Source organism: Streptomyces composti (assembly GCF_012034205.1).
Classification (GTDB): domain Bacteria; phylum Actinomycetota; class Actinomycetes; order Streptomycetales; family Streptomycetaceae; genus Streptomyces; species Streptomyces composti.
In genome coordinates this window covers 197,067-211,589 of the sequence record NZ_JAATEM010000005.1, presented here as the reverse complement: position 1 = coordinate 211,589, position 14,523 = coordinate 197,067, and the positions used below count along the sequence as shown (strand labels likewise).

Below are 14,523 nucleotides of genomic sequence, written 5' to 3'. Positions count from 1 at the left end.
CAGGGCAGCGAGTCGTCGCGCAGCGTCTCGGCCGCGGCGAGGAGCACGTCCTGCCCCTCGTCCTGCGGGACTCCGGCGGCCGCCCGCTCGTACAGGTCGGCGCCCTCCTCGAGGACCAGGCCGGTGTCGATCCCGGCGGGCACCTTGACGCCGGCGGTGTGGCGCCAGGTGGTGACCGGGTCGCCCCAGGCCTCGACGTGGTACGTCCACAGGCCGGTGGCGTCGGGAGTGACCTCGGCGCCCCACCGGTCGGTGCCCGGCGCCAGCTCACGCATCGGCGTGAACGGCCCCGGCCGCCCCTGAGGGTTCCTCAGCACCACATTGGCGGCCACGGCCTCGTGCCCCTCGCGGAGCACCGTCGCCGTGACCTGGAAGGTCTCGCCCACGACGGCCTTCGCCGGCCGCCTGCCGCACTCGACGGAGGGCCGGACGTCCCGCACCGGGACACGCCCGATGCTCCGGGTCGTCTTCATCGTCTGGCACCTCCGCCGTGCTCGAACGCCGGGCCCGTGCCCGGTCGTGGGGACCGAACGGCGGCGGGAAGGTCCTGGCCTTCCCGCCGTGAAGCACTGCCGGGGAAGGTCCTGGCCTTCCCGTGCTGGAACGCTGCCGGAAGGTTCATGGCCTTCCCGCCGTGGAGTGCGGTGCGACCGGCGGGCCCCGTCTGACCGTGGCGGCCGGACGCGGCCTGTCGGCCGGTTCCTGCGGATGCGTGAGGTGGCCTGCGCGCAGGTACCGTTCGGCGGCGTCCGCCGCCTCGCGGGCGCAGCGCTTGCCCATCAGCACGCAGAGGGTGTAGCCGGAGTCCTCGAACGTGGCCCGTACCGTGCGGTCCGCCGGGGCGGCCAGCATCACGCGTTCCCATGCCCGGTAGCGACGCAACTGCCGGGCGACTTCGGCTTTGGCGGGTAGCAGCATGGCGCCGTCACCTTTCCGTGGCTCGATGGGGGCACGTTCTCCCGGGGGCGGGCGGCGGCCGTGCGCACGGCGGCACGGACCGTAACGGCGATCGAGGTCTTCACACATGGTGCACGCACGGTGACTCCGCGTCTTGTTGGATTTTCAACCAATACCCCCCTGGTTGTGCTCAGTTGTCACCTCAGGCGCCTCAGGCGTGCGCTCGTGTTGCACGAATGGGTCAACGCGCTCACGCTGAGGGTGACTCAGAAGCGACAGCCGCTCACGTTCCGTGATCAGGGTGGGCCTCGTCCCGCAGGGGCGAGGAGGAACGCGAGTCTCGCGGTGAGGAGCCGACGACCATGAAGACCGCAGTGCCCTGCTACTACCACCTGGACGTGGAAGTCAGCCCGGAGAGGGTGGGACAGGTCAGCCGCATCCTGGCCGCCCACCTGAGGTACTGGGACCTCGAGAACCTGAGGGAGCGCGTCTGCGGCGGCACCGAGATGCTGCTGCGGGCGATCGACGACCACGCCAGCGACAAGAACGTCTCGATCGAGATGTGGTGGAACGGTCAGCACCTCATCACGGCCGTCGGGGACAACGACCGCGCCCTGCGACCCGACCAGGAGCTGCGCGGCTGCCTGGAGCACATCGCCGCCAGCAGCGACGGCTGGGGCTGCTGCGCCACCGAGACCGGCGGCAAGGTCACCTGGTTCTCGCAGCGCGCCCGCGCCGGCGAGCGGGTCCCGCTGGTGCCCACCGCGCCCGACCCGCGCGAGCGTGAGGGCCTGGACCTGCCCCGCGAGGTGAGCGTCGCCCACGCCACCGGCCGGGTCCGCACGGGCGAGGGCGTCCTGGAGGAGGCCCGGTGACCCGGCGGAGGAACCGCACAGGGGCGCCCGCCTGGAGCGGGCGCCCCTACCCGCTCGGGGCCACCCCCGACGGCGAGGGCACCAACTTCGCGCTGTTCAGTGAGGTCGCCGAGCAGGTCGAACTGATCCTCGTCGACGACGAGGGCCGACATACCGGCGTCGCGCTGACCGAGGTCGACGGCTTCGTCTGGCACGGCTATGTGCCCGGCGTCGGACCCGGCCAGCGCTACGGCTACCGGGTGCACGGCCCCTGGGATCCCGGTGCGGGCCACCGCTGCAACCCGGCCAAGCTGCTGCTCGACCCCTACGCCACCGCCGTGGACGGGCAGATCGACAACCACCCCTCGCTGTACGAGCGCAACCCCGGCGGGCCCGACCCGGCGGACAGCGCCGGCCACACCATGCTGGGCGTGGTCACCGATCCCGCCTTCGACTGGGGCGACGACCGGCACCCCTGCCGCCCGTACGCCGACACCGTGATCTACGAGGCCCATGTCAAGGGCCTCACCCGCACCCACCCCGAGGTGCCCCCCGAACTGCGCGGCACCTACGCCGGGCTCGCCCACCCCGCCGTGGTGGAGCATCTGACCTCCCTCGGTGTCACCGCGGTGGAGCTGATGCCCGTGCACCAGTTCGTCCACGACGGCGTGCTGCAGGGCCGGGGCCTGTCCAACTACTGGGGCTACAACACCATCGGATTCTTCGCCCCGCACAACGCCTACGCCGCCCGCGGCTCCCGCGGCCAGCAGGTCGCCGAGTTCAAGGAGATGGTGCGCACCCTGCACGCCGCGGGCCTCGAGGTGATCCTCGACGTCGTCTACAACCACACCGCCGAGGGGAACGAGAAGGGCCCCACCCTCTCCTTCCGGGGCATCGACAACAGCTCCTACTACCGGCTCGTGGACGGCGACTGGGCGCACTACTACGACACCACCGGCACCGGCAACAGCCTGCTGATGCGCCACCCCTACGTGCTGCAGCTGATCATGGACTCGCTGCGGTACTGGGTGACCGAGATGCACGTCGACGGCTTCCGCTTCGACCTCGCGGCCACCCTCGCCCGGCAGTTCCACGAGGTGGACCGGCTCTCCGCCTTCTTCGACCTGATCCAGCAGGACCCGGTGATCAGCCGCGTCAAGCTCATCGCCGAGCCCTGGGACGTGGGCGAGGGCGGCTACCAGGTGGGCAACTTCCCGCCGCTGTGGTCGGAGTGGAACGGCAAGTACCGCGACGCCGTACGGGACTTCTGGCGCGGCGAGGAGCACACCCTCGGCGAGTTCGCCTCCCGCCTGACCGGCTCCGCCGACCTGTACGCCCACAGCAGACGCCGGCCCCGGGCCAGCGTCAACTTCGTCACCGCGCACGACGGCTTCACGCTGCGCGACCTCGTCTCCTACAACGACAAGCACAACGAGGCCAACGGCGAGGGCAACCGGGACGGCGAGAGCGACAACCGCTCCTGGAACTGCGGGGCGGAGGGCGGGACCGCGGACCCGGGCGTGCGGGAGCTGCGCGCCCGGCAGCAGCGCAACTTCCTCGCCACCCTGCTGCTGTCGCAGGGCATCCCGATGCTCTCCCACGGCGACGAGCTGGGACGCACCCAGCGCGGCAACAACAACGCCTACTGCCAGGACAACGAGATCTCCTGGATCGACTGGCGGCTCGGCCGCGAACAGCGCGAGCTGCTGGACTTCACCCGCCGGCTCATCGCCCTGCGCAGCGCCCACCCCGTGCTGCGCCGCCGCCGCTTCTTCCGCGGCGAGACCCTGCGCCGGACCGGCCGGGCGCTGCCCGACCTGGTGTGGCTGCTGCCGGACGGGGAGGAGATGACCGACGACGACTGGGAACGCTCCGACGCCCACTCGATCGCCGTCTTCCTCAACGGCGACGCCATCGCCGAACCCGACGCGCGCGGCAGGCCCGTGGTGGACGACTCGTTCCTGCTGCTGCTCAACAGCCACTGGGAGCCGGTGGACTTCCGCCTGCCCGACGCCCGCTACGGCGAGCGCTGGACGGCCCTGATCGACACGGCCGACCCCGAGGGCACGCCGGACGAGGCGGAGCACAAGGCCGGCACCACCGTCAGCGCCGCCCCGCGCAGCCTGATCGTGCTGACCCGCCCGCCGCACACGCGCACCACCGCCCGCTGAGGGCCACCCGGCACGACCCGCCGCGCGACGCCGGCGGAGGGCACGCGGTGGGCCGTCGCCGCGGACGGCCCGCCGTCAGCGGCTGCGGCGGGTCGTCACGGTGAACTGGGCGCCCTCGTTGTCGCGCAGGACCGCCTCCTCCTCCGACAGGGACAGCACGCTGCCGCCGTGCATCTCGGCGGCCCGGACGCAGGCGGCGACGTCCTTCACCGCGAAGTGCACCTGCCAGTGCGGGCGGATCGTCGGGTCGGGCGCCGACTCCAGGGCACCCGACTCGATGCGGGCCACCACGTCACCGGCGCTGCGCAGCACCACCTCGTCGCCCACGTACTCCACCTCGCAGCAGCCCGGCTTGTCCGAGGCCCAGTCGAAGACCTCCCCGTAGAAGATCGCCGCGTCGAAGGCGTCGCGCGTGTGCAGCTTGACGAAGGCCGGCTGGGCGCGGCGCCAGGCCGGCCAGTCCGTGAACAGCTCGCCCTCCCAGATCCCGAACGTCGCCCCGTCCCGGTCCGCCAGCAGCGCCGCCCGCCCCGGCGCCAGCGAGATCGGCCCCACGGCCGTGGTGCCGCCCCGCTCCTGCACCCGGGAGACCGCCTCGTCGGCGCTGCGCACCGCGAAGTAGGGCGTCCAGGCCACCGCCATCTGCCACATCCCGGCGACCGCGGCGATGCCCGCCACGGGTGTGCCGTCCGCCAGGGCGATGCGGAAGCGGTCCCCGAGCCGGACCGGCCGCCAGGTCCAGCCCAGCACGGCGCTGTAGAACTCCTCGGTGGTCTTCAGATCACGGCTGGTCAGGCTCACCCAGCAGGGCGCCCCGAACACGGATTCGGTCGAGAAGACGTCCTTCGTGCCGGCGGGGGAGGGCATCTCGTGGTTCATGGCGTCGCGTCCTGATCTCGTCGGCCGGGTGGCACCGGAATGACATCAGTGTCCGGCCCGGACCGCTCCGGGCGCCTGCCGAGTACCCCGGCGACGATGCCGAAACGGTGATCCGGAACCGATCCGGAACGCCTCCCTCCGCCCGGTGGCGGGCTGCGCGGCGAGTGCGGCGACGGATGCGCCGGACACTGAGTGAAGGCACTCAAGCACTGTGCGGAGCCGATGCGGCAGCGGCACACCGGATCGGGAGGCGACCATGCCCACGGACGGGGGCCGCCCAGCGCGTCCCGGCGCCCGCCCGACTGCTGAGCGCCGCGCTCCGGCGTCTCCCCGCCGGCTCTCCTCGGTGCGCCGCGCGCAGCGCACCGAGGCTCAGCCGCCCTCGGCGGCCAGCTCCTCGCGCAGCTGGGCGAAGCAGCTGCTCAGCAGCCGCGAGACATGCATCTGGGAGATCCCGAGCTGCTCGGCGATGGTGCTCTGGGTCATGCCCCGGAAGAAGCGCAGATAGAGGATCACCCGCTCGCGCTCCGGGAGCGCCTGGAGGCAGGGCCGGGCCGCCACCCGGTCGACGACCGTGTCGTACGCCGGGTCGGGGCCGCCGAGCGCGTCCGCCAGGGCGTAGCCGTCGGTGCCCGGCATCTCCGCCTCCAGCGACAGCGCCGAGAAGCACTCCAGGGCCTCCGAGCCGGCCCGCACCTCCTCCTCCGTCAGTCTCGCGTGCTCCGCGATCTCGGCGGTCGTCGGGGTGTGGCCCGGTGACGTCTGCGACAGCTCCTTGATCGCGCTGCGCACCCGGTTGCGCAGGTCCTGCACCCGCCGCGGCACGTGCAGGGTCCACATGTGGTCGCGGAAGTGGCGCTTGATCTCGCCGGTGACGGTCGGCACGGCGTACGCCTCGAAGGCGTGGCCGCGCGCAGGGTCGTAGTGGTCCACCGCCTTGACCAGCCCCAGGGCCGCCACCTGGTAGAGGTCCTCCAGGGTCTCGCCGCGCCCGCGGAACCGGACCGCGATGCGCTCGGCCATGGGCAGCCAGGCCCGTACCAGTTCGTTGCGCAGCGCCGTGCGCTCGGGGCCCTCGGGGAGCCGGGCGAGACGGGCGAAGTCCTCGGTGGTGTCCGGGGCGTCGTCGTGGGGGTGCGGCCTGGTGGTGGTGCTTCCGGCGATACGCATGATGCGCACCTCCCTGAGCAGGTGCCGGTGGGACAGACACCGCGGGAAGGCCGGACGCTTCACGACACAAAGCAGCCCGGGCCGGCCGACCGTTTCCCACGGACGTGCCTCCTGTCCGAAGCACTGAACCACCTTTTCCCGCCCCTCGCCATTCCGAAACAGATCAGGAATTCAACGAGGCCGGAATTCCGGCGGTGCCGCGACGCATTGAAATCGGAGCAATTCGATGAGTGAAATGCGGGGGAGGCGGCGGGCGGGCGGCGGCCGTGCCCGGGTGCCGGACCCCGGCCTTCCCCCAGGGCCCGCGCGTGATCGTGACCGGTCCATACCTGTGATCACGGTGCGGACGTGATGTACGGCACGCCGCGTGGGCGGGGTGGCCGACCGCTTCGGCGGATAGTGCCAGCGCAGCGCTTGATCAGCGATCAGCTGCGGCGAAACCGCCTGCCCACGGCCCATTCCGCCCATTTGACAGTGCGCCGAGCCCACAGATAGGAAGCAGCCACAGAATGTCGAGAGGTGCACTGTGTACGAGCCGAACGTGGTCGGGGACTGGCAGGAGTACGAGGAGCATGCCGGTCTGCGGGTCCGCGTCCACCGACTTGAGGCGGGCGAGCCGCCGCGCGGACGCGACGACGCCGCCGAAGGGCTCACCTACTTCAGTGTCCGGGTGACCGTGGAGAACCGCGGGAGCCGGCCTTTCGGTATTCACCTCGAGGACGGTCAGATCGATGTCCGGGTCGGCCCGGACGGGGAGAGCGCCTTCATCGACTGGCGCAACTCGCAATTCATCGAGGGATTCGACGTCTATCCGCTGCGCCGGGCGACGGCCGTCGTTTTCGCCGCGGGCCCCGAGGCGTCGCTGAGCCATGTGGACGTCCAGGTCCAGCTGCGCGTCGACGAGGAGTGGACCGGACGCCGGCTGTGGGCGGGCGGCATCGGACTGCGGGAGCTGTCCGCCGGAACCCCGGCGGGCGCCTGCCGGGAGAGTCTCGCCCATCAGGTCAGCGTCTTCCTGCGCGAGCAGGCCGAGGAGGGCACCGCCTGACGGCGGCCCCGTGCGCATCGGCCGCCTCCGCGGCCTTCCCACACCGGCCGGCCCTGCGGGTCAGTGCGGGATCGCGTCGATGATCTCGCGGGCGCCCTGACGCAGCAGCGCCACCGCCACCGAGGTGCCGAGCGTGGCCGGGTCGAGCCGCCCCGCCCACTCGTGCGCGTTCAGCCGCGTCTTGCCGTCCGGGGTGAACACGCAGGCACGCAGCGAGAGTTCGCCGCTGCGGTCCACCCGGGCGTAGCCGGCGATCGGGCTGTTGCAGTGGCCCTGGAGCACATGCAGGAGCATGCGCTCGGCGGTGGCCTCACGGTGGGTGGCGGGGTGACCGAGGGCGCTGACCGCGTCGATGAGATCCGTGTCGTCCTCCCGGCACTGCAGCGCGAGCACGCCGGCGCCGATCGGCGGCATCATCGCCTCGGCGGAGAGCACCTCGCTGATCACGTCCGACCGGCCGATGCGTTCCAGGCCCGACTTGGCCAGCAGCAGCGCGTCCGCCTCGCCGGCCGCCAGCTTGGCCAGCCGCCGGTTGGCGTTGCCGCGGAACGGAACGCAGGTCAGATGCGGGTGGGTGGCGGCCAGTTGGGCGGTCCGGCGCACCGAGGAGGTGCCGATGCGGGTGCCGGGCGGCAGCTCGTCCAACGTCAGCCCGCCCGGGTGGACCAGCGCGTCACGGATGTCGTCCCTTTCGAGGAACGCGGCGAACACCGTGCCCGCCGGCAGCGGACGGTCGGCGGGCACGTCCTTGAGGCAGTGCACGGCGAGATCCGCCTCGCCGGCCAGCAGCGCGGCGTCCACCTCCTTGGTGAACGCCCCCTTGCCCTCCACCTTCGACAGGTCGCCCAGCCATGCGTCGCCGGTGGTGCGCACGGGCACGACCTCGGTGCGCACTCCGGGGTGTGCGGCGGTCAACTCGGCACGGACCCGGTCCACTTGGGCGAGTGCCATGGGCGAGTCGCGGGACACGATGCGGATCAGCTCGGGGGCGGACATGGCGACACGATAGACCCTCCGGGCCCGGCCCTCGTGCCGGAACGGGCGCGGAGGACCCCGGGTGTTCAGGCGTTCGGATCGAAGGGGACGTCCGAGGGCCTGGCCTTGGCCAGGTGCGATTCGAAACTGCCGTCCTTCAGGCCGAAGTGGGCGCTGCCGAAGTCGTGCGCGACGAGCTTCTCCCGTATCCCCGGCGGATAGCCGTTCCAGCCGATCAGGGCCGGGTACTGCCAGGTGCCCTTGTGGTTCTCCGGCGGGTCGTCGTGCGCCTTCGCGATGCGGAAGCAGTGCGTGCTGATGCCGTCCTTGTGATAGACGACCTTCGGGTGCGTGCCCTCGAAGCGGACCGAGGAGCGGGGGTGAATGGTGAACGAGCCGTGGTTCGACGTCGCCACGTACTGCACCGTGTCGTTCCGCACCCACACCACCACGTGCTCCCAGTCGTGGCGGTGGCCGCCCAGGCCGATGCCGGGCAGGGCCTGGTCCTTCTCGAAGTAGAGCGCGTAGACCACGGCGCACCAGCCGTTGTTGCACTTGGCGCGGGCGTAGCCGTTGGTGTTGTCCAGGTCGGCGGCGTCCCGGCAGTTGCCGTTCAGGGCTCCGGTCGGCTTCAGGCCGGGGTTGACGTCGCCGCCGGGGCCGATGGCGGGGGTGGGATAGCAGCCGTCGGTGTCGTAGTCGAAGGCGGGCTGGTAGGTGCGCTCCAGGGCGTCGGCGTTCCCGGGCAGCGCCGGCGGCGGGGCGGCGAAGGCGGTGGCGGGGAAGGCGATGACCAGGGCGGCGGCTCCGGCGAGGCCGGTGAGCCACCGTCTGCGGTGTCTGCGGAGCGTGCTCGACTGCACTGCGTTCTCCTCGGGTGCGGGCGCAGCCCAACGTCTGTGGGGGGCTGAGGAGTTCAGCATCATTCCGGGTAGACGCGTCCATGCCAAGAGGTCGGCTGCGGAGTGCCCGTCGTCCGTGCGGGGGAGCCGGCTGCGGCGGTCCGGGGGCCCCGCGCGCGGGCACGGCCGGCGCGCGGTTCAGGCCAGGTCGTCGGGCAGGTCGGCCGCCGACTCCTCCGGCGTCAGATCCGGTCGCAGGCGCAGCCAGGACGGCTGACGCAGCAACCCCTCACGGGTGCGGGTGCTGTAGCGGACCTCGCCCACCAGCCGGGGGACCACCCAGTGCGCGCCCGCCACCGGGGGCACCGGGTCGAAGGGGCACACGTCACTCGCCGCGGCCCGCAGCAGCGCGGCGAGCTCGGTGCGCTCGGCCTCGCTCCAGCCCGTGCCGACGCCGCCGACGTAGCGCAGCCGGCCGTCCGCCGCCCGCTGGCCGACCAGCACCGCGCCCGGCAGTCCCGTCAGCCTGCCCCTGCCGGGCAGCCAGCCGCCGATCACCACGTCCTCGCTGCGCATATGGCGGATCTTGATCCAGGCCCGGGACCGGACCCCCGGCTCGTACACCGAGTCCAGCCGCTTGCAGACCAGGCCCTCCAGACCGTGCTCCCGGGTGGCGCGCAGGGCCTCGGCCCCGTGCCCCACGATCGCGGCCGGAGTGGACCAGGAGGGCCCCTCGAGACCGAGCGCCTCCAGCTCCTCGCGGCGCCGGACGTAGGGCAGACGGAGCAGGGAGCGCCCGCGCAGATGCATCACGTCGAAGAGGACGAGGTGGACCGGCACCTTCGCCGCCCGGCGGGCCGCCCTGGCGGGGGCGTGCGCGAGACCCATCCGGGACTGCAGCAACTGGAAGCTGGCGCGGCCGTGTTCGTCCAGGGCCAGCACCTCGCCGTCCAGCACCGCCGGGGTGCTTCCGAGCGCGCGGGCCAGCGGGGCCAGTTCGGGGTAGGCGCCGGTGATGTCCTGGCCGGACCGGGCACGCAGCACGATGGTGCCGTCGCCGGGGAGGTAGACCACCGCGCGCTGGCCGTCCTGCTTGGTCTCGTAGGCCCAGCGGTGGTCCATGGACGGGGGCGGCAGGGTGCCGGGGGTGGCGAGCATGGGCGGGATCAGGGGCAGGGTCACGGGGTGAGGTGTGTACGCGGGCCGGCTGCGCTATGCGGTTCCGGCCGGGGGATCCCCTGAACGGCGTCGCGGGGTTCCTCCCGCCGCCTCCGGGAAGCGGCCCGGCAGCACCTCCATCGGGGGACCGCGCGCCCGGCTCCTTCCGCGCGCAGCCGCCGCGTTGCATCACCCTTCACGGCTTCGGGGCGCCCCCGTCCCGCGGCCCGACCGGAACTTACCGTCGGGTAGTGTCCGGGTGCAGGTCTTCGGAGGAGGAACCGTGTCACGGTCCGATCGCTCGCCCCTGCTGTTCGCCGGCCCGCTCGCCGTCGCCGGCACCGCCCACGTCGTCAGCCCGCGCCCGTTCGACAGCATCGTGCCCCGTTCCCTGCCGGGATCGCCCCGCACCTGGACCCGGGCCGGCGGTGCCGCGGAGCCGGCGCAGGCCGCGGGAGCGGCCCTGCCCCGCACCCGCAGGGCCGCCGCCCTCGCCGCCGCGGCCCACTTCGTCGGCGTGTTCCCCGCCCATGTGAAGATGGCCGTCGACCGGCGGCACCGCCCCGCCCCCTACCGGGCCGCCGCCCTCGGGCGGCTGCCGCTGCAGCTGTGGGCGCGCGGCGTGGCCAGGGACGCCGGGAACGCCGGGAACACCGGGAACGCGGGGGGCCGGTCATGAGCGCCGCACCGGGCAGGGGCGACGTCGTCGAGGACTTCGAGCTGCCGGACGAGACGGGGACCGTCCGCCGCCTGTCGGACCTGCTCGCCGAAGGGCCGGTCGTACTGTTCTTCTACCCGGCCGCGCTCAGCCCCGGCTGCACCGCACAGGCCTGCCACTTCAGGGACCTGGCCGCCGAGTTCGCCGCCGTCGGGGCACGGCCCGTCGGCATCAGCGGGGACGCCGTCGAACGGCAGGCCGAGTTCGCGGGGCGGCACGGGCTCGGCATGCCCCTGCTGTCCGACCCCGACGGCACGGTCCGTGAGCGGTTCGGGGTCAAACGGGGGACGGCCCTGGCGCCGACCAAGCGGGTCACCTTCGTCATCGGCCGGGACCGCACCGTCCTCGGGGTCGTCCGCAGCGAGCTGCGGATGAACGTGCACGCCGACCGGGCGCTCGCCGCACTGCGCGGGCACCGCGCCTGACCCGGGCCGCGAGCCGCGGTTGATAAGGGGACAGGATGGGCTGATCCTGGACGAATGGAGGAGGCCTCCGCTGCGGTGGTCGTCGATGCCCGCGGCATCGTGACGGGGTGGAGTGAGGGTGCCCGCCGGCTGACCGGACATCCGGCCGGGGAAGCCGTGGGGCGGGCCGTGAGGGAGCTGCTCGCCGGGGAGGCACCCGCCGGAACCCCGCCCGTGCCGACGGGCGGCGTCGTGCTGCGCCATCGCGACGGGCACCCGGTGCGGGCCCGGGCGACGGTCATCCCGCTCAGCGGCCCGGACGGCGAGCCCGCCGGGTACGTCCTGCACGCCGAGCCGGCGGGCGCGGCCGAGACCTCCCTGGCCGGACGCGCCTTCCAGCAGGCGTCCATGGCGATGACCGTCTTCGACACCGAGCAGCGGTATCTGCGGCTCAACGACGCCTCCTGCCGGGTCGTGGGGGCGAGCGAGGAGGAGATGATCGGGCGGCCCTACCGCGACACGGGGGACGCGGCCGGTCCTCAGCAGGGGCTCCAGTGGCATCTGCGGCGGGTCGTGGAGACCGGCGAGCCCGTGCACTACGAGACCCTCGGCCGGGCCCCCTCCGGCAAGCGGTTCCACGCCTGGAACGTGGAGATGTGGCCGGTCCGCGGCCCCTCCGGGGAGCTGATCGGCACCGCTCTCGCCGCGCTCGACAGCACCGAACAGCACCGCGGACGGCAGCGGCTCGCACTGCTCAACGAGGCCGCCACCAGCATCGGCACCACCCTGGACGTGGTCCGCACCGCCGAGGAACTCGTCCAGCTGCTGGTGCCGGCCTTCGCCGACTTCGCCGCGGTCGACCTGCTCGACTGGGTCCTCGGCACCCACGAACCCCTGGCCCTCACCGGATCCGACGTGGAATTGCGCCGGGTGGCGCACGGCTCCGCCACCCAGGGATCCCCAGCCAGCGCCGTCCGCCTGGGCGGCGCCGACGTGTACCCGCCGTACTCGCCGCCCGCGCGGGCGCTGCGCGAGGGCAGGCCGGTCCTGGGTCTCGCGGGGCAGCCGGAGTTCGACCGCTGGCTGGGCTCGCGAGGCGCCCCCGCCCCGCCGGACCACTCGCGCCGGGCGCCCATCCACTCCCTGCTGGCGGTTCCGCTGCGCGCCCGCGGCACGACCCTCGGCGTCGCCGTGGCCGTCCGCAACCTGTTCCCCGATCCCTACGCCCCCGAGGACGGGGCGCTCGTGGAGGAGCTGGCCAGCAGGGTGGCCGTCTGCGTCGACAACGCCCGGCGCTTCGCCCGCGAACGCAGCACCGCACTGGCGCTCCAGCACAGCCTGCTGCCCAAAGGGCTGCCCGGGCAGGCGGCGGTCGAGGTCGCCCACCGCTACCTGCCCTCGGGATCCGCGGCCGGCATCGGCGGCGACTGGTTCGACGTCATCCCGCTGTCCGGCAGCCGGGTCGCCCTGGTGGTGGGGGACGTCGTCGGCCACGGCATCCCCTCGACGGCGACGATGGGACGGCTGTGCACGGCCGTGCGCACCCTCGCCGACGTGGACCTGCCGCCGGACGAACTGCTCACCCACCTGGACGACCTGGTCATCCACCTTGCCTCCGGCGACGACGAGGAGGTCGCCGAGGTCGGCGCCACCTGCCTGTACGCGGTCTACGACCCCGTCTCGCGCCGGCTGACCGCGGCCGCCGCCGGACATCCCCCGCCCGCCGTGGTCCTGCCCGACGGGACCTGCGAGCTGATCGAGCTCAGCGCGGGACCCCCGCTGGGCGTCGGCGGGCTGCCGTTCGAGGCGACGGAGGTGCAGCTGCCCGAGGGCTCCGTCGTCGCCCTCTACACCGACGGGCTGGTCGAGGGCCGCGACCGCGACGTCGACCACACCACCGGCGAGCTGTGCCGCGCCCTGACCGTGCCGGCCACCTCTCTGGACGCCCTGTGCGACAACGTGCTCAAGGCCGTCCTGCCCGAGGAGCCCGGCGACGACGTGGCCCTGCTGCTCGCCCGCACCAGGGCGCTGGGCTCGGGCCAGGTCGCCGCCAGGGACGTGCCGTACGACCCGGTGGAGGTGGGCGCCGCCCGCCAGTGGGCCGTCGAACGGCTGACCGAGTGGGGGCTTGCGGACATCGCCTTCATCACCGAGCTGGTGGTCAGCGAACTCGTCACCAACGCCATCCGCTACGGCACCCCGCCGGTGCAGCTGCGCCTCATCCGCGACCGCACCCTCATCTGCGAGGTCTCCGACGGCAGCGCCACCTCCCCGCACATGCGCCGCGCCCACGCCTTCGACGAGGGCGGCCGGGGGCTGCTGCTGGTCGCCCAGCTCACCCAGCGCTGGGGCAGCCGGCAGACCAACACGGGCAAGGTCATCTGGGCGGAGCAGCCGCTGTCCGGGCTGTAGGGCCCTCCGCCACGGCGGCGACGGGCCGGTCGGCCCCGGGCCGGATCAGAACTCCTCGTGCACCTCGGGGTCGCCGCCCAGGCGCCGGTGGGCGCGGTCGGAGAGGGTCCGCATCTGCGCCTCGTCCAGTGCGAAGCCGAAGACGTCGAGGTTGGCGCGCTGCCGGTCCGGGTCCGCCGACTTCGGGATGGGCAGCGCCCCCAGCTGGATGTGCCAGCGCAGCACCGCCTGGGCGGGCGTCACCCCGTGCGCCTCGGCCACGGCGGCCACGGACAGGTCGTCGAGCAGTGTCGACCCCTGGCCGAGCGGGCTCCAGCTCTCGGTCAGGACGCCCTTCTCCCGGTGGTAGGCGCGCAGCTCCTCCTGCGGGAAGAAGGGGTGGAGCTCGATCTGGTTCACCGAGGGCAGCACACCGGTCTCCTTCTCCAGCCGCTCGATGTGGGCGGGGGTGAAGTTGGAGACGCCGATGGAGCGGACCAGGCCGTCCTCCCGGAGCTTGATCATGGCCTTCCAGGACTCGGCGTACCTGTCCAGGCGCGGCAGCGGCCAGTGGATCAGGTACAGGTCGACGTAGTCGAGGCCGAGCCGCCTGCGGGACTCCTCGAAGGAGGCGAGGGTCTCCTCGTAGCCGTGGTGGCGGCCCGGCAGTTTGGTGGTGACGACGATCTCCTCGCGGGGCACGCCGGCGCGGGCGACGGCGCGGCCCACGCCGGTCTCGTTGCGGTAGTTCGCCGCCGTGTCGATGAGGCGGTACCCCAGCTCCAGGGCGCTGCTCACCGCGCGTTCCGCCTCGTCGTCGTCCAGGGGCCAGGTGCCCAGGCCCAGGGCGGGGATCGTGGTGCCGTCGTTGAGGGTTCGGGTCGGGACGCTGCTCACGAAAGGACCTCCCGTTGGCGATGTCGTGGCTCCAGCCTGGGTGACCCGCCCGGTTGTGATCAACCGGAGAGGTCCGTGCCGGGTGCGGTGATGCCCTGTCGCCAAGCCGGCGCCCGGCT

The 14,523-nt window shown here is 73.2% G+C and carries 14 protein-coding genes; 6 read left to right on the top strand and 8 right to left on the bottom strand.

From position 1 onward, the window contains the following. Positions 1–473 (bottom strand): maltotransferase domain-containing protein (locus tag HCJ93_RS06380; RefSeq protein ID WP_167991865.1); only part of this gene is annotated, 473 nt, incomplete at its 3' end. Between the two features lie 145 nt (positions 474–618). Next, positions 619–918 (bottom strand): DUF5133 domain-containing protein, encoded by a 300-nt coding sequence (locus HCJ93_RS06375; RefSeq protein WP_167991864.1) that lies wholly within the window; start codon positions 916–918, stop codon positions 619–621. A gap of 341 nt (positions 919–1,259) precedes the next feature. On the opposite strand from HCJ93_RS06375, the gene HCJ93_RS06370 reads away from it, so the two are divergent. Further along, complete coding sequence (locus tag HCJ93_RS06370) at positions 1,260–1,772, top strand: pep a2 (RefSeq protein ID WP_167991862.1); 513 nt, start codon at positions 1,260–1,262, stop codon at positions 1,770–1,772. Further along, positions 1,769–3,922: a glycogen debranching protein GlgX gene (gene glgX / locus HCJ93_RS06365; protein WP_167991860.1), complete on the top strand. Its 2,154-nt coding sequence runs from the start codon at positions 1,769–1,771 to the stop codon at positions 3,920–3,922. The genes HCJ93_RS06370 and glgX overlap by 4 nt, the downstream gene beginning before the upstream one ends. 75 nt (positions 3,923–3,997) lie before the next feature. On the opposite strand, the gene HCJ93_RS06360 is transcribed toward glgX, so the two are convergent. Further along, complete coding sequence (locus HCJ93_RS06360) at positions 3,998–4,801, bottom strand: VOC family protein (RefSeq protein ID WP_167991858.1); 804 nt, start codon at positions 4,799–4,801, stop codon at positions 3,998–4,000. A gap of 372 nt (positions 4,802–5,173) precedes the next feature. Then, a complete protein-coding gene (locus HCJ93_RS06355; RefSeq protein WP_167991857.1) occupies positions 5,174–5,971 on the bottom strand; it encodes an RNA polymerase sigma factor SigF in 798 nt (265 codons plus the stop codon). 526 nt (positions 5,972–6,497) lie between these two features. On the opposite strand from HCJ93_RS06355, the gene HCJ93_RS06350 reads away from it, so the two are divergent. After that, positions 6,498–7,019: a hypothetical protein gene (locus tag HCJ93_RS06350; protein WP_167991855.1), complete on the top strand. Its 522-nt coding sequence runs from the start codon at positions 6,498–6,500 to the stop codon at positions 7,017–7,019. A gap of 60 nt (positions 7,020–7,079) precedes the next feature. Here the strand turns inward: HCJ93_RS06350 and hemC are convergent, their stop codons facing one another. The 3 genes from hemC to HCJ93_RS06335 all read right to left on the bottom strand — a co-directional run bounded on the left by hemC (position 7,080) and on the right by HCJ93_RS06335 (position 10,018). Beyond that, positions 7,080–8,015: a hydroxymethylbilane synthase gene (gene hemC, locus HCJ93_RS06345; RefSeq protein WP_167991853.1), complete on the bottom strand. Its 936-nt coding sequence runs from the start codon at positions 8,013–8,015 to the stop codon at positions 7,080–7,082. Between the two features lie 65 nt (positions 8,016–8,080). Further along, positions 8,081–8,857 carry an NPP1 family protein gene (locus tag HCJ93_RS06340; RefSeq protein ID WP_167991851.1) on the bottom strand — a complete coding sequence of 259 codons (777 nt, stop codon included), beginning with the start codon at positions 8,855–8,857 and terminating at the stop codon, positions 8,081–8,083. Positions 8,858–9,034: 177 nt separating this feature from the next. Continuing rightward, entirely contained in the window at positions 9,035–10,018 is a 984-nt protein-coding gene (locus tag HCJ93_RS06335) for an ATP-dependent DNA ligase (RefSeq protein ID WP_309141325.1), read from the bottom strand. Positions 10,019–10,277: 259 nt separating this feature from the next. On the opposite strand from HCJ93_RS06335, the gene HCJ93_RS06330 reads away from it, so the two are divergent. From HCJ93_RS06330 to HCJ93_RS06320, 3 genes are read left to right on the top strand one after another with little or no spacing between them, the layout of a single operon-like run. Continuing rightward, positions 10,278–10,673: a DoxX-related protein gene (locus tag HCJ93_RS06330; protein ID WP_167991849.1), complete on the top strand. Its 396-nt coding sequence runs from the start codon at positions 10,278–10,280 to the stop codon at positions 10,671–10,673. Further along, positions 10,670–11,137: a peroxiredoxin gene (locus tag HCJ93_RS06325; RefSeq protein WP_167991847.1), complete on the top strand. Its 468-nt coding sequence runs from the start codon at positions 10,670–10,672 to the stop codon at positions 11,135–11,137. The genes HCJ93_RS06330 and HCJ93_RS06325 overlap by 4 nt, the downstream gene beginning before the upstream one ends. 54 nt (positions 11,138–11,191) lie before the next feature. After that, on the top strand, positions 11,192–13,528 hold the full coding sequence (locus HCJ93_RS06320; RefSeq protein ID WP_167991845.1) for a SpoIIE family protein phosphatase: 2,337 nt from the start codon (positions 11,192–11,194) through the stop codon (positions 13,526–13,528). 45 nt (positions 13,529–13,573) lie between these two features. On the opposite strand, the gene HCJ93_RS06315 is transcribed toward HCJ93_RS06320, so the two are convergent. Further along, the gene (locus HCJ93_RS06315) at positions 13,574–14,404 is read right to left on the bottom strand and encodes an aldo/keto reductase (protein WP_167991843.1); all 831 of its coding nucleotides are present in this window, start codon (positions 14,402–14,404) and stop codon (positions 13,574–13,576) included. Between the last annotated feature and the right edge of the window lie 119 nt (positions 14,405–14,523).

What these genes read in the sequence shown, in the direction of transcription:
- hemC (WP_167991853.1), bottom strand. Translation starts at nt 8,015, where the DNA reads ATGTCCGCCCCCGAGCTGATCCGCATCGTGTCCCGCGACTCGCCCATG.
- HCJ93_RS06320 (WP_167991845.1), top strand. Translation starts at nt 11,192, where the DNA reads ATGGAGGAGGCCTCCGCTGCGGTGGTCGTCGATGCCCGCGGCATCGTG.
- HCJ93_RS06360 (WP_167991858.1), bottom strand. Translation starts at nt 4,801, where the DNA reads ATGAACCACGAGATGCCCTCCCCCGCCGGCACGAAGGACGTCTTCTCG.
- HCJ93_RS06375 (WP_167991864.1), bottom strand. Translation starts at nt 918, where the DNA reads ATGCTGCTACCCGCCAAAGCCGAAGTCGCCCGGCAGTTGCGTCGCTAC.
- HCJ93_RS06370 (WP_167991862.1), top strand. Translation starts at nt 1,260, where the DNA reads ATGAAGACCGCAGTGCCCTGCTACTACCACCTGGACGTGGAAGTCAGC.
- HCJ93_RS06325 (WP_167991847.1), top strand. Translation starts at nt 10,670, where the DNA reads ATGAGCGCCGCACCGGGCAGGGGCGACGTCGTCGAGGACTTCGAGCTG.
- HCJ93_RS06355 (WP_167991857.1), bottom strand. Translation starts at nt 5,971, where the DNA reads ATGCGTATCGCCGGAAGCACCACCACCAGGCCGCACCCCCACGACGAC.